The 24,921-nt window shown below is 73.8% G+C and carries 17 protein-coding genes; 7 read left to right on the forward strand and 10 right to left on the reverse strand.

What is annotated here, in order from left to right:
• Positions 1–31: 31 nt before the first annotated feature.
• Positions 32–280, reverse strand: a complete 249-nt coding sequence (locus tag SCATT_RS12460; RefSeq protein WP_014143404.1) for a hypothetical protein — start codon at positions 278–280, stop codon at positions 32–34.
• Positions 281–484: 204 nt separating this feature from the next.
• On the opposite strand from SCATT_RS12460, the gene tatA reads away from it, so the two are divergent.
• Together tatA and SCATT_RS12470 are read left to right on the forward strand one after the other, a co-directional pair.
• The gene (gene tatA, locus SCATT_RS12465) at positions 485–763 is read left to right on the forward strand and encodes a Sec-independent protein translocase subunit TatA (RefSeq protein ID WP_014143405.1); all 279 of its coding nucleotides are present in this window, start codon (positions 485–487) and stop codon (positions 761–763) included.
• A 170-nt stretch (positions 764–933) separates the two neighbouring features.
• On the forward strand, positions 934–1,593 hold the full coding sequence (locus tag SCATT_RS12470) for an N-acetylmuramoyl-L-alanine amidase (RefSeq protein ID WP_014143406.1): 660 nt from the start codon (positions 934–936) through the stop codon (positions 1,591–1,593).
• Here SCATT_RS12470 and SCATT_RS12475 read toward each other — a convergent pair.
• The 4 genes from SCATT_RS12475 to SCATT_RS12490 form a co-directional block, all read right to left on the reverse strand.
• A complete protein-coding gene (locus SCATT_RS12475) occupies positions 1,574–2,353 on the reverse strand; it encodes a class I SAM-dependent methyltransferase (RefSeq protein ID WP_014143407.1) in 780 nt (259 codons plus the stop codon). The genes SCATT_RS12470 and SCATT_RS12475 overlap by 20 nt on opposite strands.
• 38 nt (positions 2,354–2,391) lie before the next feature.
• Entirely contained in the window at positions 2,392–3,153 is a 762-nt protein-coding gene (locus SCATT_RS12480) for a hypothetical protein (protein WP_014143408.1), read from the reverse strand.
• Entirely contained in the window at positions 3,150–3,848 is a 699-nt protein-coding gene (locus tag SCATT_RS12485; protein ID WP_014143409.1) for an ATP-binding cassette domain-containing protein, read from the reverse strand. Before SCATT_RS12485 ends, SCATT_RS12480 begins: the two co-directional genes overlap by 4 nt.
• Before the next feature lie 224 nt (positions 3,849–4,072).
• A complete protein-coding gene (locus tag SCATT_RS12490; protein WP_014143410.1) occupies positions 4,073–4,801 on the reverse strand; it encodes a GbsR/MarR family transcriptional regulator in 729 nt (242 codons plus the stop codon).
• Between the two features lie 231 nt (positions 4,802–5,032).
• On the opposite strand from SCATT_RS12490, the gene SCATT_RS12495 reads away from it, so the two are divergent.
• The 4 genes from SCATT_RS12495 to SCATT_RS12505 all read left to right on the forward strand — a co-directional run bounded on the left by SCATT_RS12495 (position 5,033) and on the right by SCATT_RS12505 (position 8,286).
• Positions 5,033–5,695: a DUF4097 family beta strand repeat-containing protein gene (locus SCATT_RS12495; protein ID WP_014143411.1), complete on the forward strand. Its 663-nt coding sequence runs from the start codon at positions 5,033–5,035 to the stop codon at positions 5,693–5,695.
• A gap of 179 nt (positions 5,696–5,874) precedes the next feature.
• Positions 5,875–6,039 carry a hypothetical protein gene (locus SCATT_RS38980; protein WP_014143412.1) on the forward strand — a complete coding sequence of 55 codons (165 nt, stop codon included), beginning with the start codon at positions 5,875–5,877 and terminating at the stop codon, positions 6,037–6,039.
• Between the two features lie 40 nt (positions 6,040–6,079).
• A complete protein-coding gene (locus SCATT_RS12500) occupies positions 6,080–7,078 on the forward strand; it encodes a methyltransferase (protein ID WP_014143413.1) in 999 nt (332 codons plus the stop codon).
• Positions 7,075–8,286: a tryptophan 2,3-dioxygenase gene (locus SCATT_RS12505; RefSeq protein ID WP_014143414.1), complete on the forward strand. Its 1,212-nt coding sequence runs from the start codon at positions 7,075–7,077 to the stop codon at positions 8,284–8,286. Before SCATT_RS12500 ends, SCATT_RS12505 begins: the two co-directional genes overlap by 4 nt.
• An 80-nt stretch (positions 8,287–8,366) precedes the next feature.
• Here the strand turns inward: SCATT_RS12505 and SCATT_RS12510 are convergent, their stop codons facing one another.
• Positions 8,367–8,630 carry a chorismate mutase family protein gene (locus SCATT_RS12510; RefSeq protein WP_014143415.1) on the reverse strand — a complete coding sequence of 88 codons (264 nt, stop codon included), beginning with the start codon at positions 8,628–8,630 and terminating at the stop codon, positions 8,367–8,369.
• A 32-nt stretch (positions 8,631–8,662) separates the two neighbouring features.
• Positions 8,663–9,853, reverse strand: coding sequence for an NAD(P)/FAD-dependent oxidoreductase (locus tag SCATT_RS12515; RefSeq protein ID WP_014143416.1), 1,191 nt, complete (start codon positions 9,851–9,853; stop codon positions 8,663–8,665).
• 172 nt (positions 9,854–10,025) lie between these two features.
• Here SCATT_RS12515 and SCATT_RS12520 point away from each other — a divergent pair, with 172 nt between their 5' ends.
• Complete coding sequence (locus tag SCATT_RS12520; protein ID WP_014143417.1) at positions 10,026–10,802, forward strand: thioesterase II family protein; 777 nt, start codon at positions 10,026–10,028, stop codon at positions 10,800–10,802.
• On the opposite strand, the gene SCATT_RS12525 is transcribed toward SCATT_RS12520, so the two are convergent.
• The 3 genes from SCATT_RS12525 to SCATT_RS12535 form a co-directional block, all read right to left on the reverse strand.
• The gene (locus SCATT_RS12525; protein ID WP_014143418.1) at positions 10,789–11,556 is read right to left on the reverse strand and encodes an aspartate/glutamate racemase family protein; all 768 of its coding nucleotides are present in this window, start codon (positions 11,554–11,556) and stop codon (positions 10,789–10,791) included. The two genes, SCATT_RS12520 and SCATT_RS12525, sit on opposite strands and share 14 nt — an antisense overlap.
• Positions 11,557–11,643: 87 nt before the next feature.
• Positions 11,644–17,271, reverse strand: a complete 5,628-nt coding sequence (locus tag SCATT_RS12530) for a non-ribosomal peptide synthetase (protein WP_014143419.1) — start codon at positions 17,269–17,271, stop codon at positions 11,644–11,646.
• Positions 17,271–24,809 (reverse strand): non-ribosomal peptide synthetase, encoded by a 7,539-nt coding sequence (locus SCATT_RS12535; RefSeq protein ID WP_322973106.1) that lies wholly within the window; start codon positions 24,807–24,809, stop codon positions 17,271–17,273. Before SCATT_RS12535 ends, SCATT_RS12530 begins: the two co-directional genes overlap by 1 nt.
• Positions 24,810–24,921: the final 112 nt, after the last annotated feature.

The raw sequence follows: 24,921 nt of genomic DNA on the forward strand, positions 1-24,921 counted from the left end.
CGTACCGGCCCGGACGCCCCATCCCGGCCGGCTACAGCAGCGGGGACCCGCCGCGCAGGAAGGCGTCGCCGTGCCGGGCGATGTGCGCCTCCACCGCGGTGAGCGCCTTGTCCACCTCCTCCGGCGAGCCGGAACCCCGCTTCTCGGCGTAGTAGGCGGCGCCGAGCTTGCGCAGCAGCTCGTGGCCGGCCCGGGCCGCCTGCACCTCCTCCACCTTCTGCTTCCCCGCGTCGAGTCCGCGCTGGGCGGTCTCCTTCGCGCGGTCGAGAAAACCTGCCATCGCGTTACCTCCATCGGGTGCGGTACCCCTGGAACGAACCCCGCCCGGCACGGGGTTCCGCCGCCGTGCAACTGATGTTTGCCCCCGGTTTTGGGCGGAACGCTTCCGGCTGGGCCCTCGTAAGGGTGATACTCCGACGGAGAGCCGGATCATCCTCCGGCGACCGGACGAACCGAAGAGCCGTGAGAGCGAGGCTGCTGCCAGATGTTCAGGAACGGGCTCGAGCCGTGGCACATCATCCTCGTGGTGGTGGTCTTCATCCTGCTTTTCGGGTACAAGAAACTTCCCGAAGCCGCCCGTGGCCTGGGCAAATCCCTGCGCATCCTGAAGTCCGAGACGCGGGCGATGCGGGACGACCACTCCTCGGAGACCACGAGCGAGGACGGCTCCGGCACCGCACGGCCGGGGGCGCTCGGCTCACCGCAGGCGCCCGCCGCCGAACGCGCCGCCGAGCAGCCCAAGGACGAACGGCGCACCGCCTGACGCCCCCCGTCCACCCCACCCTCCGGCGCACGCGCCGACGACGCGCGCCCCACGTCCCCCCGGCGCTCCCCCAGCGACCGGCGCGTCCCCGTAACCGGGCCGGGGCCCCGCGTAGTTAGCGGTACGAAGCCTCCGCACGGTCCGTAGCGGGCCGGTCCCAGGGAGCCGCCATGGACGAGCCGGAAGAGCACCGTCCCACCCGGCGCCGGCTGGTGCTCGCCGGGCTCGCGCTGGGCGGGGCCGCCGCTGCCGCCGGGATCGTGGCGCGCCGCTCCGCCGGGGCCGCCCCGTCCGCCCAGGGCCACGGACACCCGGCCGCCGGGTCCCGTTCCGGCGCCGTGGACTTCGCGGCGGCGAGCTGGCGTCCGGCGAGCACCGCCAACTACACGGCCGCCGACCGCCCGCACAGCCACCCGATCGACCTGGTCGTCGTCCACGTCACCCAGGAGACGTTCGACAACACCATCCGGGTCTTCCAGGACCCGGCGCACGCGGCCACCGCGCACTACGTCGTCCGCTCCGCCGACGGCCGCGTCGCCCAGTGCGTACGCGAACGCGACATCGCCTGGCACGCCGGGAACTGGGCGTACAACACCCGCAGCGTCGGCATCGAGCACGAAGGCTGGGTCGACCGGCCGGAGTTCTTCACCGACGCGATGTACCGCGCCTCGGCCGCCCTGACCGCCGGCGTCTGCGCCCGGTACGGCATCCCCCGCGACCGCGACCACATCATCGGCCACAGCCAGGTGCCCGGCACCGACCACACCGATCCGGGCCCCGGCTGGGACTGGGCGCGCTACCTGCGGCTGGTCAACTCTTCGGGACGGTGACGCGGATCTTCGACTGGCCGTGCGGGCGCTTCTCCCAGTCCGCCATGAACGTCGCCTCCAGCCCGTGCCGGGCGGCGAGCCGCACCAGGGTCTCGGTGCGGTAGTAGAAGTCCTCGCGCAGCACGTGGTGTTCGGGGCCCTCGGTGCGGTCGAAGGTGAAGTCGAAGAAGCCGCCGGGGGCGAGGACGCGGCCCACGTGCGCCAGGCACTCGTCGATGACGGTGATCGGCGAGTGGGAGAAGACGCTGTGCGCGTGCACCACGTCGAAGTGGTTGTCGGGCAGGAAGTCGAAGGTCAGGTCGTGGGTGACGGTCAGGTAGGGCAGCTTGTCCTGGAGCCCGCGTTCGGCCACGGTCTTCTTGGCGGCGATGAGGATGTCGGGCGAGATGTCCATGCCGTAGTAGTGGCCCGGTTCCAGCAGTTCGATGAAGCGCCAGCCGGCCCGCAGGTTGCCGCAGCCGATCTCCAGCATCCGGTGGTGCGGGGCGAGGCCGTGCTCGCGCAGGTAGTCGAACTGCATCCGGCCCAGCGCCAGCCAGCGCTCGTGGCTGCGGCTGCCCACCGCCGCCTCCGGGCTGCGGGCGGCGTCGGAGGCCATCACCGCGCGGTAATAGTCCACATGGTTGGGGTACTTCACACGCAGCCAGCTGTCCCGGGCGGTGCGCTTGACGTAGGGCACGATCCGCTCGGGGTTGCGGACGGCGTAGCGGACCTTGTGGGTGATGGCGCTGCGGTTGACGCGCAGTTTCCTGGTGGCCACGGCGGCTCCTTCGGTGTCGGGGGTACGGGGTGTGGGGGTCAGGCGAACCGGCGGCGCAGCCGGTGGACGGTGACGATGAAGAGGAGGACGGCGGCGCCGAGGTAGGCAGTTGTCGCCAAGGCCGGGAACGGCCGGAAATCGCCGTGAAAGGCAGCACCGGTACGTGGCCGGGCGGCCGGGCCCACCGCCGCCAGCAACTGCCGTGCCCCGGGGACGGCGACCAGCGCGCAGGCCATCGCCGGCAACGTACCGCGCAGCAGCAGCCCGGCGCAGGCGCCCACGGCGAGGGCGAACAGCGCGCCGGCCACCGCGACCGCCACCGCCCCGGCGCCGGGCGGCGGTCCGCCGCCGAGGACGGCCAGCGGCGCCCGCCACCACTCCAGCAACGCCGTCAGCGCCCCGGAGCCGACCGCGGCGCACCCGGCGGCCAGCGCGAACCGGGTGGCGAACCAGCGCACCGGACCGACGCCCTGCGCCAGCGCCACCTGGTACGTACCGGTCTCCAGCTCCCGGCCGAGCAGCGGCGCGCCCCAGAAGACACCGACCAGCACCGGAACGGCGACGGTGGTGAACCGGTCGAGCACGGCGAGCGGACCCCGGTCGCGGCCGAGGAGGTCGAGCGCCCGTGGGTCCGCGCAGCCGCCGGACCTCCGGCACGGCACGAGGTGCTGGACGTCGATGGCGACCACCAACCCGGTACGGCGCCAGGTCACCCACACCGCGCACCCGGCCACCACCAGCGCGGCCACGGCGACGAGCACGCGCTGCTGGCGCCAGGCGAGCCACCCGGTGCCCCTCACGCGGCCCGCCCCACGGCGGCGGCCGGCTCGGTCACGTCGCTCAGCTCGCGGACGGAGAGCAGCACGGTGGTGCCGCGCCGGGCGTGATCGGCCAGCACCGGTGCGAGCAGGTCGCGCCGGGCGGCCGGGTCCAGGCCGGTCAACGGCTCGTCCAGCAGCAGCAGTTCAGGCCGTTTACCGAGAGCGAGAGCGAGGGCGACCCGGGTCCGCGCGGCGGGCGGCAGGGCGCCGACCCGGTCGCCGGGCCCGATGCCGGCCGACCGCACCACGGCGTGCGCGGCCCGGTCGTCCCACCCCCGGTTGAGCTCCCGGCCCAGGCGCAGCGTGTCGGCGACGGTGAAGTGCGGGTAGAGCGGGGCGTCCTGCCCCACGAAGGCGCACCCCCGACGGGCCCGCGCACTGCCCGGCGCGGCCCCGACCACCGTCAACCACCCGGTCGTCGGCCGCGACAGCCCGGCGGCGAGCCGCAGCAACGTACTCTTCCCCGCCCCGCTCGCCCCCGCCAACACGACGATCTCCCCGGCCGGCACCACCAGATCACACCCCCACAGCACCCAACGCCCACCCCGGTGCCGGTACCCCAGCCGAACGGCGTGCAGCGCGGCGGGTCCGGAGCCGGTGCGGTGGCGCCCGGACCCGGCCGTCCAGACGGTGAGTCGGCCCCGCCGCGCGGCGGGCACGGTACGAGGTGTCATGGGCGGGGGTCGCCGGGGCGCAACAGGCCGACGTCAAGGGCGCGTTGGACCCGGCGGGCGAGTCGCGGGCGGGCGGCGACGCCGCCGCGCCGGTCGAAGCGGAACGCAGTCATCTCCACCCCATTTCACTAATCGATTAGTGGAATGATGGTGTGAGGTGATCGCGGGGTCAAATCGGGTCGTGGGGGCCGTGGCGGGCCACCGGCACGGCCCCCGCCGGGTGGTCAGCCGTCGGAGGCGGGTCCGGGCTTGGTGTGGAGGACTTCGCGGGCCTGGTCCGCCGCGCGGGCGATGCTCTCGGAGACGAAGGCGACGAAGCGGGCGATGTTCTCCAGGCGGGCGCCGGCCGGGGTGGCGGGGCCGAGGACGCCGACGCCCTCGCGGGCGACCTCGGCGAGGTGGGCGGTGCCGCGGGCGCTGGCCATCATGGACTGGTACCAGACGTCGTCGTCGACGACGTAGCGCTCGCGGCGGCGCTCGTCGCGCTCCCGGCGGACGAGCCCCTGGCTCTCCAGGTACGCGACCGCCTTGGAGATCGACGCGGGGCTCACCTGCAGGCGCTCGACGAGTTCGGACGCCGTGAGGCTGCCCGCGTCGCTGAGGCAGAGACAGGAGAGCACCCGGGCCATCATCCTGGGCGTGCCGGACTGTATGAGGACGGTGGTGAACGTCTCCTCGTACGCGCGCACCGCCTCCGCGTCGCGACCGTGGGTCCGCCCGGCCACCTCCGGCCCGCGGGACGCGGCCTGCCGGCGTCGGCGGGCGCGGTGTTCTGTGGCGCGGTGGGCGAGGTCGGCGCGGTAGGCGGTGGGGCCGCCGTTGCGCATGACCTCGCGGGTGATCGTCGAGGTCGGACGGTCGAGGCGCCTGGCGATCTCCGCGTAGGCGAGGCCGTCGGCCAGCCCCAGCGCGATCTGCTGGCGTTCCTGCTGGGTGAGCCTGCCTCCCGGCATCACGGTCTCCTTCGTGCTCGCGCGTGGCCCCGTCGCCGCGAGCATAGCGTTCATCGCTATTCCATTGCAACGATCGGGACGAGTGACGTTGCGTTAGCCGATAGACCGTTGCAACGATTTCACGCACTTGAAGTGCACTAACGCCATTTCTATGCAACGGACTTGTTGCCACATCGGTGAAGACAACGTAGCGTTCACGTCATCGGAAACAACGAGTCCAAGGAGCGCACGATGCAGAAGTTCGCCACCGCCGCCCCCGTCACCGCCGTCCTCGACGTCCCCGCGGGCCGCGTCCAGTTCATCGCCGCCGACCGCGCCGACACCACGGTCGAGGTCCGGCCGGCGAACGCCGCCAAGGGCCGCGACGTGAAGGCGGCGGAGGAGACCACCGTCGAGTACGCCGACGGCGTCCTGCGGATCCGTACCGAGCGGAAGAACCAGCACCTCGGCCCCTCCGGCGCCGTCGAGGTGACGGTGCAGCTGCCCGCCGGCTCCCAGGTCGAGGCACGGACGGACGCCGTCGAGCTGCGGGCCGTCGGCCGCCTCGGGGACGTCGCCTTCCAGGGCGCGTACCGCCAGATCAAGATCGACGAGGCCGCCGCCGTCCGCCTCACCGCGGTCGACGGCGACGTGGAGATCGGCCGGCTCGGCGGCCCCGCCGAGATCAGCACCTCACGGGGCGACATCCGGATCGCCGAGGCCGTGCGCGGCACCGTCGAACTCACCACCCAGTACGGCGACATCTCGATCGGCGCCGCCGCCGGGGTCTCCGCCTCCCTGGACGCCGGCACCTCCTCCGGCCGCGTCAGCAACACCCTCAAGAACGACGGCACCGCCGGGCTCCGGATCCGCGCCACCACCGCCGGCGGCGACATCACCGCCCGCGGCCTGTAAGGCCACCGCGGCGCAGGGGCGGCGCCCGTCCGACGGTGACCGGACCGCCGGCTGACCAGGCCACGCCCCCGGTACCAACGGGTCGGGCGGCCCCGAAAGCGAGCCGATAATGGCTTGAAGCCGCCCCCTTCTAACGTTTCCCCCAAGAGCCGGAGAGCTGAAAACAGGGGGAAAAACACATGCGCTCCACCGCTGACGCCACCATCACGCGGATCTTCGCCGCCCTGGCCTTCACCACGCTTTTCGCGGGCCTTTCCCAGACCGTCGCGGCCGGTCACTTCCCGGCGTCGGCCCCGCATGTCGTGGCCGGTTCGGTCAGCCCGGACAACCAGGACTGGATCTGATCCGGACGTTCGGATCCGTGACCGTTCCCGGAAGGAAACGATGAGCTCCAGCAGCCTCGACAGCGCGGTTTACGGGTTGTTCACCACCCACGCGCTGCATCTGGCCGACAAGCACGGTGTCCTCGCCCATCTGATCGCGCACGGGCCGTCGGACCCGGCCGCGATCGCCGCCGCCCGGGGGATCGACCAGGAGACCCTGGAGCGGCTGCTGATCGTGCTGGCCGCCGCCGGGCTGATCCGGCGCGCCGCCGACGGGGCCTACGCGCCGGTGGCCGAGCTGGTGCCGTTCCTCGACCCGGCCGACCCGCGCTACCTGGGCGGCTTCGTACGCCACTTGGTGGAGAACACCGCCGGGCAGCTCGGCCGGCTCGACGCGTACCTGGTGCGCGGCAAGGCCGCGGTCGACGCCGGGCTGCCGTCCCCGTTCGAGAGCATCTACCGGGACGAGCAGGCCACCGCCGACTTCCTCGAAGCGATGTGGAACCTCAGCTTCGAGCCCTCCCGGGAACTGGCCGCGCTGGCCGGGCTGGAGGGGACCGGTCACCTGGTGGACGTGGGCGGGGCCAGCGGCGCATTCGCGGTCGCCGCGCTCACCCGTTACCCCGAGCTGCGGGTCACCGTCTTCGACCTGCCGCAGGTCGCCCCGCACCTGGCGCGCACCCGGGACGCCCACGGGCTGGACGGGCGGCTGGAGTTCGCCCCCGGCGACTTCTTCACCGACGAACTGCCCGCCGCCGACTGCGTCTCGTTCGGCTACATCCTCTCCGACTGGGAGGACGAGTTCTGCGTCGAGCTGCTGCGCAAGGCGTACCGGGCGCTGCCGCCGGGCGGGCGGGTGCTGGTGATGGAGCGCCTCTTCGACGAGGACGGCGGGCCGCTGCCCACCGCCGCGATGAACCTGTCGATGCACGTGGAGACCCGTGGCCGGCACCGCACGGCGGCCGAGTACGCGGGGCTGCTGACCGCGGCCGGCTTCACCGGGGCCGCCACCCACCGCTCCACCTGGGACAAGCATCTGGTTACCGGGAGACGATCATGACGACTCAGGAAGCCGGCGCGGTGCCGGTGGCCGTACCGGAGGGGACGCGGCCGGCGCCCGCCGGCTTCGTGCTGTCCGGGCGCGGCCTCCAGGCGGCGGCGGTGCAGCGGCGGGCCGGCCGGGCCGCGCTGGACGCCGCCGAGAAGGCGGCGCTGGCCGGCCTGTACCAGGAGGCGGTGGCCGGCGGCGCCGATCCCGAGGCGGAGACGCTGGCGCTGCTGACCCGCCCGTTCCGCCAGGACCCGGTGGTGCCCGAGTACTACCAGTACACCTGCGCGCACGTGTACGCCTGGTTCCTCGACCACGATCCGGCCGACCCGGTGGGCGGCGCCCTGCTGGCGCTCCACACCACGCTGGCCGACCTGCTCGCCACCGAACGGGCCGGGCATCCGGAGCCGGGGCGGGCGGAGCACATATCCGAGCGGGTGGCGCGGCTGACGGAGCTGCTGGCGCGGCTCGGCGAGGTGCCGGCCGGACGGGCCCCGGGTGCCACGACGGCGGCCCTGGTGGCGGCGGCCGAGGCCGACCCGGTGATCGCCCGGCGCTCCGCCCGGCTCGCCGAATGCACCCGCTTCCCGCGTTCCGACCGGGCCGAGGAACACGTCTTCCTGCGGTCGGTGCAAGCCAGCGAGCTGCTGTTCTTCCTGATCCGGCAGGTCGCGCTGGAGGCCTGCGCGGCGCGGGACACCGACCCGGCCGCCGCCGCCTGGTACCTGGAGCTGGGCCGGCACTGCGCCGAGGTCCTCCAGGGCGTCTTCCACACGCTGCTGACGCTCAGCCCGGCCGGCTTCATGACCTTCCGGGACGCCACCGGCGCCGCGAGCGCCGTGCAGTCGCTGAACTACCACGCCATGGAGATCGCGGTCTACGGCTACGACCCCCGCAAGGCGCCGGTGTTCGCCTCGATCGACCACCTCACCGCGTTCAACTCGCCCGAGGTACGCGACTTCCGGCCGCTGTCCACCACCATGGCGGACGCCGCCGACGAGCGGCTGCGCGAGGCGTGGCACCGGCTGGACCGCCGGTTGTCGAAGTGGCGCGGCTCCCACTACCGCTTCGCCCGCACCTACCTGCCGGCCGGCACCAAGGCGTCCGGCGGCACCGAAGGGGCGGCCTACGTGAAGAAGTTCGTCAAGAAGGACCACTGCCGCCCCGGCGACGACCCGGTCACCGCACGCCCGCTGCTCTCCGGCTTCCTCCACCGCTGAGCCGCCGCACGCCCGTGAAGACGCCGGAGCCGGCCCGTACCAAGTACGGGCCGGCTCCGGCGTCTTCGGGTCGGTCCGGGTCAGCGGGCACTCGGGGTGGTACGGGCCAGTTCCAGCAGGAGCAGCCCGAGCGCGGTGCCGCGCTGTCCGAACGCCGAGTGGTAGCGCAGCAGCATCTCGTTCTCCCGGGCCAGGTCGCCCTGGGACAGGCCGGCCGCGCGGCGCAGCGGGCCCAGGTCGCCCAGGGCGCGGCTGCGTTCCCGGACCAGGCCGATGATGCTGCGGTCCAGCTCGGCGATGTGTTCGTAGCGGGCGGTGATGTCGGTGTCGGTCACAGCGGTCATACCAGACCTCCAGCGTCCGGTTGCGGAACCGGTCAGACGGCTTCCATGCGGGCGAGCAGTTCGGGGGTGTGGAACTCGTCCACGCTGAGCACCCCGGCGAGCGTCGAGAAGTACCGGTCCATGTCCCCCTGGTCGGCGGCGATCGCCCGCAGCGCGTCCAGACGGTGCCCCGGCAGGTTGAGTTCGGCCACCGACAAGGTGGAGTAGTAGGCGTCGATCATCGACTCGTCGCGCAGCGCGGCGTACTCCTCCAGCCCGTCGATGAGTTCGTCGGGGTCGGCGAGGTCCTTGCCGGTGAGGCAGTCGGCGAGGAGCTGGGCCTGGCGGAAGGCGTCGGTGATGCCGCGGGCGGTGATCGAGTCCTTGTGGTGGCCGGCGTCGCCGACCAGCGCCCAGCCCAGGCCGGCCGGCTCGCGGAAGAAGTTGCGCTGGTCGCCGGTGCCGCGCAGCCGCTCCAGCGGTTCGCGGCCCTCGATGTGCGCGTACAGGTCCGGGGCGCTGGTGCGCAGCGCCTCCAGGTAGGCGCCCAGCGCGTCGCGGCGTACCCGTTCGAACTCGCTCTGCGGGAAGTAGGCGGCCACCAGCGTGGCGTCGTTGGTGGGCAGCGCGCCCACCCACTGGCCGCGTCCCTCGCGCAGGTCGAAGTGGTCCACGAACGGGTCCCAGTAGGCGTAGTAGGCGCAGGTCATCACCGGGTGCTCGGTGACGGTGGCGGCGCCGACCAGGGAGGCGAACCGGGAACGCATGCCGTCGGCGCCCACCACCAGGCGGGCGCGCTCCTCGTGGTGGCGGCCGTCCGCGGTGCGGTAGCCGACGCCCACCACCTGCTCGTCCTCGACCAGCACCGAGTCGACCGCGCACCCCTGGCGGAACTCCACCCCGGCGGCGACCGCGGCGTCCGCGAGGATCGCGTCGAGCAGGAAACGGCGCGGGGCGTAGGCGCTGCGGATGCCGTCGGCCGGCAGCGAGCAGCCGCTCATCACCAGGTCCTCGACCCGGTAGACCACCTTGTCGATGGGCGGGCAGCCGGTGGCGGTGACCTGCTCCAGCAGACCCCAGCGGTTCAGCAGCGCCACGCCGGGCTGGTGGATGTAGAGCGTGCTGAGGGTGTCCCTGGGGAACTCGGCCCGGTCCACCATCAGCACCCGGTACCCCGCGCGGGCGAAGAGCATGGCCGTGGGGGCCCCGGCACACCGGGCCCCGACCACGATGACGTCGTACACGGTGGACTCCCTGTCCTCCTGGAGCAGTAATTGGCGTGTGCGCAGGCTATTGGCGACGGGAATTGAAGCGTCATTGAGCCGTTATTCCACCCGGCGCGTGATATGCCGCCGATAATCGCGGCCCATACGCTGACCGGTCGCCCGTGCCCGACCGTTTCTCCGAGAGGTCCCCATGGTTGTCCCGATCCGCCCCGGCGGTACCGTTTCCGCCCCGCTCGACACATGGCTGCGGCGGCCCCGGCCGGTGGCCGCGCCCCGGCTGCGGCTGGTGTGTTTCCCGCACGCCGGCGGGGCGGCCAGTTTCTTCCGTGAGTGGCCGGGGTGGCTGCCGGCCGACGTGGAGGTGGCCGCGGTCTGCTACCCGGGCCGCGAGGACCGCATCCTGGACGACTGCGTGGCCGACATGGCCGGGCTCGCCGACCCGGTGGCCGACGCGCTGGCCGGCTGGACCGACCGGCCGCTGGTGTTCTTCGGGCACAGCATGGGTGCCTCGGTGGCGCACGAGGTGGCGCTGCGGATGGAGGCCCGCCACGGCGACGTGGTGCGGCGGCTGCTGGTCTCCAGCCGGGCGGCGCCGCCCCGGCTGAACCCCTCGGGGCTCTCCCGGCAGGGCGACGAGGCGCTGCTCGCCGATGTCTTCTCGCTCGGCGGGGCCTTCTCCGAGGTGCTCAACGACCCGGACATCCGCGAGCTGATGCTCCCCGCCATCCGCGCCGACTACCGGCTGCTGGACGACTACCGCCCCGACCCGGACGCCCGGCTGAACGCCCCGGTCAGCGCCTTCGTGGGGGACGACGACCCGCACGTGCCGGTGGCCGACATGGAGTCCTGGGCCCAGGTGACCCGCGGCGGCTTCGAGCTGACCGTCTTCCCCGGCGACCACTTCTACCTGGTGCCGCGCGGCCCCGAACTGGCCGGACGGATCGGCGAGTCGCTCACACGGGGGTGACCTGCGGCACCCGTCCCGGGGCAGCCAGGGGCGGGTCCGCGTAGGCGTCCGGGGCGGCCGGGAAGCGGGTGGCCACGGTACGCAGCGCGTCCACGGTGCGCGCGGGGCCGTAGCGGGCGGTCAGCCGGTCCGACACCAGGTGGAACTCGGTGCAGCCCAGCACGACCCCGGCGCAGTCGTAGGCCTGCCGCAACTCCTCCACCAGCGGCAGCGCCTCGTCCGGCAGCGGGCCGTAGGTCTTCATCCGGTAGATCAGCCGGTGCACCCGTTCCTGGTCGGCGGGGGCCGGCAGCACCACGCGGTGGGCGACGTCCGCCCAGCCCGGTGCCCGGTCGAAGATCCCGGCCCGCCGGGTGCCCTCGGTGGCCAGCAGCAGGAACCGCCCGGTGGTACGGAGCAGTTGGGCCGCGGTCACCTCGACCAGGGAGACCAGCCGGGCGCGCAGCGCGGGGTCGACCAGGGCGAGGAAGTGGTGGGCGGTGTAGCAGACGACGACGAGCTGGTCGGCGCCGCGGTCGAGGAGTTCGGCCAGCCGCAGCTCCAGGCGGCCGGTCATCTCGGCGGTGCGGCCGGTACGGATCGCCTCGGTGCGGTCCGGGAACGCCGGGTCGCTGTCGAGCAGCACCCGGGGCCGGGACTGGTCCGGCCCGGCCGGCTGGCAGGCGTAGAGCGTCCGGACGAACTCGGCGGAGGCCAGCGGTCCCATGCCGCCCAGCACGCCCAGGACTCGCGGGGAGGTGTACCCGGCGGACACGGCGCCACCTTTCATGGCTCGACTCATGGCTCGACGGTTCGGGGGGACGGCGCGCCGCCCGGCAGCGGCCGGGCGGCGCGCACCGGGTCAGACGCCCGGGGCGAGACGCGGGGCGAGGATCCGGCCGATCTCCGCGGCCGGCTCCGGCTCCAGCAGCTCGTGGTGCTCGCACTCCACCTCGTGGACGACGACCTCGCCGGTGGTGAACTCCTTCCACGCCTGAGGGGCCGCCCACGGCTGCTGGTTGCGGGTGGCCACCACCAGCACCAGGTCGCCGTGGAAGCGGCGGGGCCGGGTCTCGTTGGTCATCCGGACGTTGTTGACCATCACGTCCAGCGAGGCGGCCCGCTGCTCGGGGTCGAGGTGGCGCAGTTCGCTGGTGCCCCGGCCGAGCCAGTCGACGACGCGGGTACGGGTCTCCTCGGCGCTCGCCGGGCGGGCCTGCGCGCCCTCGGGGAGGCCGTAGATCTCCGCGTACCCGTCGTGCATCTGCTCCAGGATCTCGTCGGGGTCGGTGGCGGTGCCGGGGCCGTCCGGCGGGGCCGGGTAGGAGTCCAGCAGCACCAGCAGGCCGACCTCGTGGCCCTGTTCCTGGAGGCGGGCGGCGACCGCCTGCGCCATCAGCCCGCCCAGCGAGAGCCCCAGCAGGTGGTAGGGGCCCTCCGGCTGCACAGTGCGCATCTCGCGGATGTAGTCGTCGGCCATCTCCTCCAGCGAACTGGCCAGCGGACCGGTGCCGTCCAGCCCGCGCGCCTGGAGCCCGTAGACCGGCACGCCCGGGTCGACCACGCCCAGCAGCGCGGAGTACCGCCAGGCGTACCCGGCGACCGGGTGGACGCAGAACAGCGGGTGGGCGCCGCCGGAGGTGCGCAGCGGCAGCAGCGTCTCGAAGGCGCTGGCGTCCCCGCCGGCCAGCTGGGCGGCGAGCCGGGCCGGGGTGGGCGCGGCGAAGACGTCCCGCAGCCCCAGCGCGCCGCCGAGGACCGCGCGGACCCGGCCGACCAGCCGGGTGGCGAGCAGCGAATGGCCGCCCAGCTCGAAGAAGTTGTCGTCCACGCCTACCTGTTCGGCCCCCAGCACCTCGGCGAAGAGCCGGCACAGCAGCTCCTCCTGGGGTGAGCGCGGCGGCCGGGTCAGGCGGCCGGTCACCGGGGCCGGGGCGGGCAGCGCGCGCCGGTCGAGCTTGCCGTTGGGGGTCAGCGGCCACTCGTCGACGGTGACGAACGAGGCGGGCACCATGTAGGCGGGCAGCCAGTCGGCGACCACGGTGGCCAGCACCCCGGGCACCAGCGGCGCCGGGTGTCCCGGGTCGCGCTGGACGTAGGCCACCAGCCGCTGGTCGCCGGGGCGGTCCTCGCGGACCATGGCCACCGCGCGGCCCACCCCGGGGCAGCGCTCCACGGCGGCCTCCACCTCGGCGAGTTCGACCCGGAAGCCGCGCAGCTTGACCTGGGTGTCGGCGCGTCCGCAGAACTCCAGGGCACCGCCGGGCCGCCAGGCCGCCAGGTCGCCGGTGCGGTACATCCGGGCGCCCGGGGCGCCGTACGGGTCGGCCACGAAGCGCTCGGCGGTCAGCTCGGCGCGGTCCAGGTAGCCGCGGGCCAGGCCCGGCCCGGAGACGTACAGCTCACCGGTGACGCCGGGCGGCACGGGGTTCAGGGAGCGGTCCAGGACGTAGGCGCGCACCCCGTCGATGGGGCGGCCGATGATCCGGGCGCCGGCCGGGGCCCGCGGGTCGCGCGGGGTGAAGGTGACGTCGCAGGTGGCCTCGGTGGGCCCGTAGGCGTTGATCAGCAGCCGGTCGCGGCCCCAGAACGCGGCCAGTTCGGCGGAGAGCGCCTCGGCACCGGTGATCACCGTGGTCAGGTGGGGCAGGTCGGCCCAGGGCGCCTCGGCCAGCGCCGAGGGGGCGATCAGCAGGTGGCTGACGCGGCGGGCGGCGAGCACCTCGGTCAGCTCGGCGCCGGCCGGGGTGCGTTCCGGGACCACCAGGCAGCCGCCGGAGAGCAGCGCCAGCGCGGTCTCGGCCATCGACACGTCGAAGCTGGGCGAGGAGAACTGGAGCACCCTGCTGCCGGTGCCCACCCGGTAGTGGGCGATCTGGTTGGCGCTGAGCGCCCCGATGCCGGTGTGGGTGACCACCACGCCCTTGGGGCGGCCGGTGGAGCCGGAGGTGAAGACCACGTAGGCGGGGTGGCCGGGGCGCAGCGGGGAGCGGCGGTCGGCGTCGGTGAGGCCGGTCTCCGCGGCGGCGGCGAGTTCGGCGGCCACGGTGGCGTCGTCCAGCACCAGCCGGGGCACCGCGCCGGTGTCCGGGAGGCGTCCGGCGATCGCGGCGGTGGTCACCAGCAGCGCCGGGGAGGCGTCGGCGACCATCGCGGCCAGCCGCTGCGCCGGGTAGTCGGGGTCCAGCGGCAGGTAGGCGGCGCCGGACTGCATCACCGCGAGCACCGCCTGCGGCAGCAGTTCGCCGCGCGGCACGGCCACCGCGACGTACGCCTCCGGGGCGGCGCCGTGCGCCACCAGCACCCGGGCCAGCCGGTTGGCGCGCGCGTCGAGTTCGGCGTACGTCCACACCGTGGCGCCGGCCTCGACGGCGGGACGGTCCGGGGTGCGGCGTGCCTGGCGTTCGAAGAGTTCCGGGAAGGTGGCGAGCGGCGGGACGCGGTCGGCGGCGTCGGCGCCGAGGAGTTGGCGCCGCTCGGCCGGGGAGAGGATCTCCACCTGGCCGACCGGGCGGTCCGGGTCGGCGGCGAGGGCGTCCAGCAGCCGGGCCAGCCGCTCGGTCAGCCGCCGGGCGCTCTCCGGCTCGAACAGGTCGAGGGCGTACTCCAGCATGCCCTGCAGGCCCGCCGGGGTGCCGTCGGCGGAACGCCTCTCGTTGAGGCTGAAGGCGAGTTCGGCCTTGGCCACGCCGCCCGGGTCGGGCTCGGCCGACACGGTGAGCCCGGCCAGCTCCAGCGAGGCCGCGCCGGTGTTCTGCACGATCAGGGTGACCTGCGTGAACGGCGAGTGCGACAGGGTACGGGTCGGGTTGAGCGCCTCCACCACGCGCTCGAACGGCACGTCCTGGTGGGCGAAGGCGGCCAGGTCCGTCTCCCGCACCCGGCCCAGCAGCTCCCGGAACGTCGGGTCACCGGAGACGTCGGTCCGCAGCACCAGGGTGTTGACGAAGAACCCCACCAGATCGTCCAGCGCCTCGTCGGTACGGCCGGCCAGGACCGTGGAGACGGGGACATCGGTGCCCGCGCCGAGCCGGGAGAGCAACACCGCGACGGCGGCGTGCAGCACCATGAACATGGTGACGTCGGACTGCCGGGCCAGCGCGGCGAGCCGGGTGTGCAGGGCGGCGTCGAGGTCGAAGCGGACGGTGTCGCCGCGGTGGCTGGCGACCGCCGGACGCGGCCGGTCCAGCGGCAGCTCCAGCAGCTCCGGCGCCCCCGCCAACGTCTGCTCCCAGTAGGCGAGTTGACGCGACAGCACGCTGTCCGGGTCGTCCTCGCAGCCGAGCAGGTCACGCTGCCACAGCGCGTAGTCGGCGTACTGCGCGGGCAGCGGCTCCCACGCCGGGGCGGCACCGGCGCACCGGGCCCGGTAGGCCACCGACAGGTCACGGGCGAGCGGCGCCATCGACCAGCCGTCGCTGGCGATGTGGTGCACCAGCCACAGCAGCACGTGCTCGTCCTCGGCGACCCGGTAGAGCGTCACCTTCAGCGGGATCCCGGTGGCCAGGTCGAAGCGGTGGGCGGCCTCGCCGGCCAGCGCCTCGCGCAGCGCGCCCTCGCCGGCCACGGTGACCCGGGCCACCTCGGGGCGGGCGGCGGCGCCGGAGGCGATCACCTGGTAGGGCTCGCCGTCGGCCTGGGCGAAGCGGGTGCGCAGCGCCTCGTGGCGTTCGGTGACGTCCCCGACGGCCGCCACCAGCGCGTCGGCGTCGAGCGGGCCGGAAAGGCGCAGCGCCAGCGGGCAGTTGTAGGTGGGGCTGGGCCCTTCGAGCTGGAAGGCGAACCACAGCCGGCGCTGGGCGTGGGAGAGCGGCAGCCGGCGCGGGCGCTCCACCGCGGTCAGCGGGGCGCGGGCGGCGCCGGCCCGGGCGATGCGGGCGGCGAGCCCGGCGACGGTGGGCGCCTCGAAGACCGCGCGCACCGGCAGCTCCACCCCGAAGGCCGAACGCACCTGGCTGAGCAGGCGGATCGCGGTGAGCGACTGGCCGCCCAGGTCGAAGAAGCCGGCGTCCACCCCGGGGCAGGGGCGGCCGAGCACCTTCTCGAACAGGCCGAGGAGGATCTCCTCGGTGGCCGACTGCGCGGGGCGCGGCCCGACGGCGGCGACGGGCGCGGCCGGTTCGGCGGCCGGGGCGGGCGCGGCCGGTTCGGCGGGCGCGGTGGCCACCCGGCGGAAGGCGTCCGGCACCGGCACCGCCAGCTCCCGCACGGTGCGGCCGGGTTCGGCGGTCATCTGCCGCAGCACCTCGGTGACGGCGGTGAGCACCTGTCCGGCCTCGTCGGCGTCGAACAGGTCGGGGCGGTATTCGAGTTCGAGGCCGAGGCGCTGTCCGGTACGGGCCGCGATGAGGCGCAGCGGGTAGTGGGCGGCGTCGTGGCCGGCCACCACGGTGACCTCCAGGCCGGCGTAGGCGGGGCGGGCGGCGCCGTCGGAGGGGTAGTTCTCGAAGACCGCGAAGGTGTCGAAGAGGTCGCCGCCGTCGCCCGCGGCCCGCTGGAGGGCGGCGAGCCGCAGGTGGTGGTGGGCGAGCAGGCCGGTCTGGGCGGTACGCAGCCGGGTCAGGTTCTCGGTCACCGGGGCGTCGGGGTCCAGCCGGACGCGGACCGGGATGGTGTTGATGAACATGCCGACCATCGCCTCGATGCCGTCGACCTCCGGCGGGCGGCCGGAGACCACGGTGCCGAAGACCACGTCGTCGCGTCCGGTGAGACGGGCCAGGACGACGCCCCAGGCGCCCTGCACCAGGGTGTTGACGGTGAGCCCGTGGGCGGCCACCAGGCGGTCGAGGCCGGCCTCGGCGTCGGCGGGCAGGGCGCCGGAGACCCGGGCGGGCATCACCGGCACCCGGCCCGGGTCGGCCGGCACCACCAGACAGGGCCCGGGCAGCCCGGCCAGCTCCCGCCGCCACACCTCGGTGGAGGCCGCCTCGTCCTGCCGGCCGAGCCAGTCGAAGTACCGGCGGTAGGGCACCGGCGGGGCCAGCGCCGCGTCGTCGCCGCCGTGCTCGTAGAGGGTGAACAGCTCCCGCAGCAGGATCGGGTTGGACCAGCCGTCGACCACCATGTGGTGCGTGGTGAGCACCAGCCGGTGGTCCTCGGGGCCGAGGCGCACCAGGGTGAAGCGCAGCAGCGGGGGGCGGTCCAGCGGGAAGCGCCGGGCCCGTTCCGCGGTCAGCAGCCGATCCAGCGCGGCGTCCCGGTCGTCGCCGGTCAGCTCCACCTCGTCCCAGGGCAGCGGCGCCTCGCGGTGGATCACCTGGAACGGCTGGCCGTTGGCCCGCTGCCGGAACCCGGCCCGCAGGTTGGGGTGGCGCCGCACCAGGGCCGCCGCCGCGGTCCTCAGGTCGGCCGGACGCAGCGGCCCGCGCAGCGCGACGACCACCTGGACGTTGTAGACGTCGAGCGCCTCGTCGTCGAAGTGCGCGTGGAAGAACATCCCTTCCTGGAGCGGGGTGAGCGGCAGGACGTCTTCGAGCAGGGAGCGGTTCATCACAGCGACCTCAGTTCGGCTTCAAGTTCGTCGATCTCTTCCTGGGACAGCGCGAGGGAGAGGTCGGAAGGGGTGTGTCCACCGGCGTCGGCCCCGGTGGCGTGGGCGGCCAGGCCGTCCAGCGCCTCGAACCACGCCTCGGCCAGCTCGCGGACGTCGGCCTCGGCCAGCAGCTCGGCCGGCCACGACCAGGTGACGCTCAGCCGGGGGCCGCCGGGCAGGTCCTCGGTGACCGCGTTGACCTCGAGGGTGTGGTGGACGGGCATCCCGGCGTCCCGGGGCGCCGGGGTGGGCAGGCCGCCGACCCGGGTCCACGCCGCGGCGACGCCGGCGGTCGCGGCGGGCCCGGACGAGGCCATGCGTCCCAGGTAGTTGAAGCCCACGTCGGGCACCGGAAGCCCGGCGAGCCGGGGCGCGGTACGGGGGTTGAGGTGGCGCAGCAGGCCGTAGCCGACGCCGTTGCCGGGCAGCGCGCGCAGCTGCTCCTTGACCGCCTTGAGCGCGTCGCCGACCCCGGTGTCACCGGAGCGCACCCGCGTCCACTCCAGCGGTCCGGGGCGCAGTCGCACCGGGTAGAGGCTGGTGAACCACCCCACCGTGCCGGAGACGTCGGCGCCGGGCAGGACGTCCTCGCGGCCGTGGCCCTCCAGGTCGATCAGCACGCCGTCACCGGCGGGCCGGCCGCGCCGCCGCCGCCACTCGTCCAGCGCCAGCGCGAACGCGGTGACCAGGACGTCGTTGACGCCGGCCGAGAAGGCCGCGGGCACCGTGGTCAGCAGGGGCTCGACGCGCTCGGAGGGGAGGGTCAGGGTCAGGTCGCGCACGGTGCCCACGGTGTCCCGGCGCGGGTCCAACGGGCGGGCGCCGAGCGGGGGTTCGGGGGTGGCCGGGGCGGTGGCGGTCCACACCGGCAGGCCGTCCTCCCAGCGCGGTTCGCGGGCGGCCTCGGCGAGCCGGTGGGCCCACTCGCGGAACGGGGTACGGGGCTGCGTGAGCCTGGCCGTCCGGCCGTCGGCGGCGGCCTCGCAGGCGGCCCGCAGGTCGTCCAGGAGCAGGTGCCAGGAGACCGCGTCCACCGCGAGGTGGTGGACGAGGACCTGGAGCAGCCCGGGTTCGGCGGGTCCGGCGTCGTACCGGACGAGCTGGGTCACCACGCCGTCCCGGGGCGCCAGCCGCAGCCGGGCCTTCTCGCCGTTCTCGGCCACCACCGCGCGCAGCCGCTCCCCGGTGAGCCCGGTCACGTCCACCCGGTGCAGGACGCTCTCGGCGGTGACCGTGCCGGGCGCGGTGAACTCCGGCCGCCAGCCGCCGTCCGGGGCGCCGCCGACGCGCAGCCGCAGCGCCGGGTGGTGGTCGAGCCACTGCCGTACGGCGGCGGTGAGCGCCGCGTGGTCGAACCCGGCCGGTACGCGGACGGTCACCGACTGGTTGAAGCCCTCCCACGGACCGTCCAGCTCGCGCAGCCAGTGCATGATCGGGGTCATCGGGAAGGGGCCCACGGGGTCGTGTCCGCCGGTCGCCGCCGGCTCGGCGGACCCCTCCGCCACCGCGGCGAGCGCGGCCACCGTGCGGTGCTGGAAGACCTGCTGCGCCGTGACGGTGAGCCCGGCCGCGCGGGCCTGGGAGACCAGGCGGATGGAGCTGATGCTGTCGCCGCCGAGGTCGAAGAAGTCGTCGTCGATGGTGACGGATTCCCGGCCGAGGACGTCCGCGAAGACAGCCGCCAGCGTCTCCTCGCGTTCGGTACGCGGAGCACGGCCGCCCTCGGTGGCGAACTCGGGCACGGGAAGACGCTTGCGGTCCACCTTGCCGTTGGGCGTCAACGGCCAGCGGTCCAGGACCACCACGGTCGCCGGCACCATGTAATCCGGCAGCGAGGCGGCCACGTGCTGACGCAGCTCGGCCACATCAGGGGCGCACCCGTCCGCCGGGGTGACGTATCCGACGAGCTGCCGCCCGGCCGGACCGTCCTCCCGCACCACCACCAAAGCCTCGGCCACCGACGCGTGACCGGCCAACGCCGACTCGATCTCCCCCAGCTCGATCCGGAACCCCCGGACCTTCACCTGATGATCCGTACGCCCCAGGAACTCCAGCTCACCATCGGCACGCCACCGCACCAGATCACCAGTGCGGTAGAGCCGACCGCCGGGCTCACCGAACGGGTCCGCGACGAAACGCTCCGCCGTCAGCGCGGGACGCCCCAGATACCCCCGGGCCAGCCCCGCACCCGCCAGGTACAACTCACCCGGCACCCCGGCCGGCACCGGACGCAACCCCTCGTCCAGCACATACACCCGCGCGTTCGCGATCGGACCACCCATCGGCGGCACCACCGCACCCGACAACGGCGCCGACATCGTCGCGCACACCGTCGCCTCCGTCGGACCATACGCGTTGACCATCCGACGACCCCGCGACCAGCGGCCCACCAGCTCCGGCGCACACGCCTCACCGGCCACCACCAACGTCACACCCTCCGGCAACGCACCATCAGGCAGCACACCCAGCACCGCGGGCGGCAACGTCACATGCGTCACCCCCTGCTCCGCCACCAGACGCGCCAACGGCTCCCCCGCCACCAGACGCGACGCCGGAGCCACCACCAACGCCGCCCCATTCGCCAGCGTGACGATCATCTCGGCGGCTGCCGCGTCGAAGCTGAAGGAGGCGAACTGGAGCTTGCGGGAGGCCGGTTGGATGCCGAAGCGCTCCCCCTGCGCGAGGGCCAGCGAGGCGACGCCGCTGTGGGTGACGACCACGCCCTTGGGGCGGCCGGTCGAGCCGGAGGTGTAGATGACGTAGGCGGGGTGGCGGACGTCCAACGGGCCACCACGTTCCGCGTCGGTGACCGTGGTGTCGTCGAGCCCGGCCAGCTCGGCGAGGACCTCAGCGTCGTCCAGCACCACCCGGGCACACTCCACCGGCGGCAACTGAACACCACCGCAGGTCACCACACACACCGGCTTGGCGTCATCCAACATGTACGCGATCCGCTCGGCCGGATACTCCGGATCCACCGGCAGATACGCACCACCCGCCTTGTGCACCGCCAGCGCCGCCACCACCATCTCCACCGACCGCGGCACCGCCAACGCCACCAACGACTCACGCCCCACACCACACGCGATCAACAACCGCGCCAGCCGGTTCGCCCGCCCATCCACCTCCCCGTACGACAACTCCTCACCCTCGAACACCAACGCCACCGCACCCGGCGACCGCGACACCCACCCCTCGAACAACCCCGCCACCGAAGCCGGAACCACCTCACGAGCCGTGGCATTACGCCCCACCACCAACTCGTCCCACTCCGACGACGACAACACCCCCACACCACTCACCGGCACATCCGGCGCCGACACCAAACCACCCAGCACCCGCACCAAACGCCGCGCCAACACCCCCGCACTCGACCCCTCGAACAGATCCACCGCGTATTCGAGAGAGCCGGTGAGCCCGGCGGGGCGGCCGTCGGTGGTGAAGCGTTCGCGGATGCCGAAGGAGAGGTCGGCCTTGGCGGCGTCGAGGGCGACGGGCTCGGGGACCACGGTCAGGTCGCGCATGGTGAGCGCGGAGTCGGCGTTGTTCTGGAGGTTGAGCGAGACCTGGAAGAACGGCGTGTGGGAGAGGGCCCGGGTGACGTGGGCGGCCTCCAGTACGCGGTCGAACGGCACGTCCTGGTGGGCGAAGGCGGCCAGGTCCGTCTCCCGCACCCGGCCCAGCAGCTCCCGGAACGTCGGGTCACCGGAGACGTCGGTCCGCAGCACCAGGGTGTTGACGAAGAACCCCACCAGATCGTCCAGCGCCTCGTCGGTACGGCCGGCCAGGACCGTGGAGACGGGGACATCGGTGCCCGCGCCGAGCCGGGAGAGCAACACCGCGACGGCGGCGTGCAGCACCATGAAGAGCGTGGTGCCGGTCTCCTGGGCGAGGGAGACCAGCGCCTCGTGGAGCGCGGCGTCCACGGCCAGCTCCACCGAGGCACCCCGGTGGGAGGCGACGGCGGGACGCGGCTTGTCGAGCGGGAGTTCCAGCAGCTCCGGCGCGCCACTCAACCGCTCGGCCCAATAGGCGAGTTGGCGAGCGGCGAGGCTGTCGGGGTCGTCCTCGGCGCCCAGCACGTCACGCTGCCACAGCGCGTAGTCGGCGTACCCGACCGGCAGCGGCGCCCACGCGGGGGCCGTACCGGCGAGGCGGGCGCCGTACGCCTCGGAGAGGTCGCGGGCGAGCGGACCCATCGACCAGCCGTCGGCGGCGATGTGGTGCATCAGCAGCAGCAGGACGTGTTCGCCCGGGGTGATCCGGTAGAGCGTCGCGCGCAGCGGCACCTCGGCGGTCAGGTCGAAACGGTGGTCGGCCGCCTCGGTCAGGGCGGTACGCAGCGCGTCCTCGCCGCTCACCGGGACGACGGCCACGGCGGGCACGGCGTCGGCGGGCAGCACGACCTGGTACGGCTCGCCGTCCGCCTCGGCGAAGCGGGTGCGCAGCGCCTCGTGGCGCTCCACCACGTCCCGGACGGCGGCGGTGAGCGCGTCGGTGTCCAGCGGGCCGGTAAGGCGCAGCGCGAGCGGGATGTTGTACGTGGGGCTGGGGCCTTCGAGGCGGAAGGCGGCCCACAGGCGGCGTTGCGCGTAGGACAGCGGCAGGCGGTCCGGGCGGGCCATCGGGAGGAGGGCGGGCCGTGCGGACGCGGCCCGGTCGACGGCCTCGGCGAGCCCGGCGACGGTGGGCGCCTCGAAGATGGCGCGCACCGGGAGTTCGACGCCGAGTTCGCCCCTGAGGCGGCTGATCAGCCGGGTGGCGAGCAGCGAGTGACCGCCGAGGTCGAAGAAGTCGTCGTCGATGGTGACGGATTCCCGGCCGAGGACGTCCGCGAAGACAGCCGCCAGCGTCTCCTCGCGTTCGGTACGCGGAGCACGGCCGCCCTCGGTGGCGAACTCGGGCACGGGAAGACGCTTGCGGTCCACCTTGCCGTTGGGCGTCAGCGGCCAGCGGTCCAGGACCACCACGGTCGCCGGCACCATGTAATCCGGCAGCGAGGCGGCCACGTGCTGACGCAGCTCGGCCACATCAGGGGCGCACCCGTCAGCCGGGGTGACGTATCCGACGAGCTGTCGCCCGCCCGGACCGTCCTCCCGCACCACCACCAAAGCCTCGGCCACCGACGCGTGACCGGCCAACGCCGACTCGATCTCCCCCAGCTCGATCCGGAACCCCCGGACCTTCACCTGGTGATCCGTACGCCCCAGGAACTCCAGCTCACCATCGGCACGCCACCGCACCAGATCACCGGTGCGGTAGAGCCGACCGCCGGGCTCACCGAACGGGTCCGCGACGAAACGCTCCGCCGTCAGCGCGGGACGCCCCAGATACCCCCGGGCCAGCCCCGCACCCGACAGGTACAACTCACCCGGCACCCCGGCCGGCACCGGACGCAACCCCTCGTCCAGCACATACACCCGCGCGTTCGCGATCGGACCACCCATCGGCGGCACCACCGCACCCGACAACGGCGCCGACATCGTCGCGCACACCGTCGCCTCCGTCGGACCATACGCGTTGACCATCCGACGACCCCGCGACCAGCGGCCCACCAGCTCCGGCGCACACGCCTCACCGGCCACCACCAACGTCACACCCTCCGGCAACGCACCATCAGGCAGCACACCCAGCACCGCGGGCGGCAACGTCACATGCGTCACCCCCTGCTCCGCCACCAGACGCGCCAACGGCTCCCCCGCCACCAGACGCGACGCCGGAGCCACCACCAACGCCGCCCCATTCGCCAGCGCCATCACCAGCTCCCACGCGGCGGCGTCGAAACTCAGCGACGCGAACTGCAACACCCGCGCTCCCGGCGCCACTTCGAGGCGATCCGCCTGCGCCAGGGCCAGCGAAGCCACCCCCCGATGCGTGACGACGACGCCCTTGGGACGGCCGGTCGAGCCGGAGGTGTAGATGACGTAGGCGGGGTGGCGGACGTCCAACGGGCCACCACGCTCAGCGTCGGTGACCACAGCGTCCGACAACCCGGCCAGCTCGGCGGTGACCGCTTCGTCGTCCAGCACCACCCGGGCACACTCCACCGGCGGCAACGACACACCCGACGTCGTCACCACACACACCGGCTTGGCGTCGTCCAACATGTACGCGATCCGCTCGGCCGGATACTCCGGATCCACCGGCAGATACGCACCACCCGCCTTGTGCACCGCCAGCGCCGCCACCACCATCTCCACCGACCGCGGCACCGCCAACGCCACCAACGACTCACGCCCCACACCACACGCGATCAACAACCGCGCCAGCCGGTTCGCCCGCCCATCCACCTCCCCGTACGACAACTCCTCACCCTCGAACACCAACGCCACCGCACCCGGCGACCGCGACACCCACCCCTCGAACAACCCCGCAACCGAAGCCGGAACCACCTCACGAGCCGTGGCATTACGCCCCACCACCAACTCGTCCCACTCCGACGACGACAACACCCCCACACCACTCACCGGCACATCCGGCGCCGACACCAAACCACCCAGCACCCGCACCAGACGCTCCGCCAACACCCCCGCACTCGACCCCTCGAACAGATCCACCGCGTACTGGATCTCGCCGACCAGGCCGGCCGGGGTGCCGTCGGGGTGGGCGCGTTCTTCCAGGTAGAAGGTGAGGTCGACCTTGGCGACGCCGGTGTCGACCTCGCCGAAGCGGGCGTCGACGCCGGGCACGGTGAACTTGCCCCCGGCGTTGCTCTGGAGGGTGAGGATCACCTGGAACAGCGGGGCGTGGGAGAGGCTGCGGCCGGGGTTGACGGCCTCGACGACCTGCTCGAAGGGGACGTCCTGGTGGGCGTAGGCGGCCAGGTCGGTCTCGCGGACGCGGGCCAGCAGTTCCCGGAACGTCGGGTCGCCGGAGACGTCGGTCCGCAGCACCAGGGTGTTGACGAAGAACCCGACCAGGTCTTCCAGCGCCTCGTCGGTGCGGCCGGCGACGGCGGTGCCGAGCGGGATGTCGGTGCCGGCGCCGAGGCGGGAGAGCAGCACGGCGAGGGCGGCCTGGACGACCATGAAGACGGTGGTGTCGGTGCGCCGGGCGAGTTCCACCACGGCGGCGTGCAGGTCGGCGTCGACGGTGTAGCGGACGGTGGCGCCGCGGTGCGAGGCGACGGCGGGACGCGGCTTGTCGAGCGGGAGTTCCAGCAGCTCCGGCACGCCGTCCAACTGCTTGGCCCAGTAGGCGAGTTGTTCGGCGGCGAGGCTGTCCGGGTCGTCCTCGGCGCCGAGCACGTCACGCTGCCACAGCGCGTAGTCGGCGTACTGCACGGGCAGCGGCTCCCACGCCGGGGCGGTGCCGCCGACGCGGGCGCCGTACGCCTCGGAGAGGTCGCGGGCGAGCGGGGCGAGGGAACCGCCGTCGGCCGCGATGTGGTGGAGCAGCAGCAGGAGCACGTACTCCTCCGGCGCCACCTGATACAGCGTCACCTTCAGCGGGACCTCGCCCGCCAGGTCGAAGGCGTACCGTCCGCGTTCCCGCAGGGCCTCGGCGAGGGCCGGCTCGCCGTCGAGGGTGACGGACTCGACGGCGGGCCGGGCCTCGTCCCCCGGAGAGCACCACCTGGCACGGCTCGCCGTCGATCTCGGCGAACCG

Source organism: Streptantibioticus cattleyicolor NRRL 8057 = DSM 46488 (assembly GCF_000240165.1).
In the GTDB taxonomy this organism is placed as follows: Bacteria; Actinomycetota; Actinomycetes; order Streptomycetales; family Streptomycetaceae; genus Streptantibioticus; species Streptantibioticus cattleyicolor.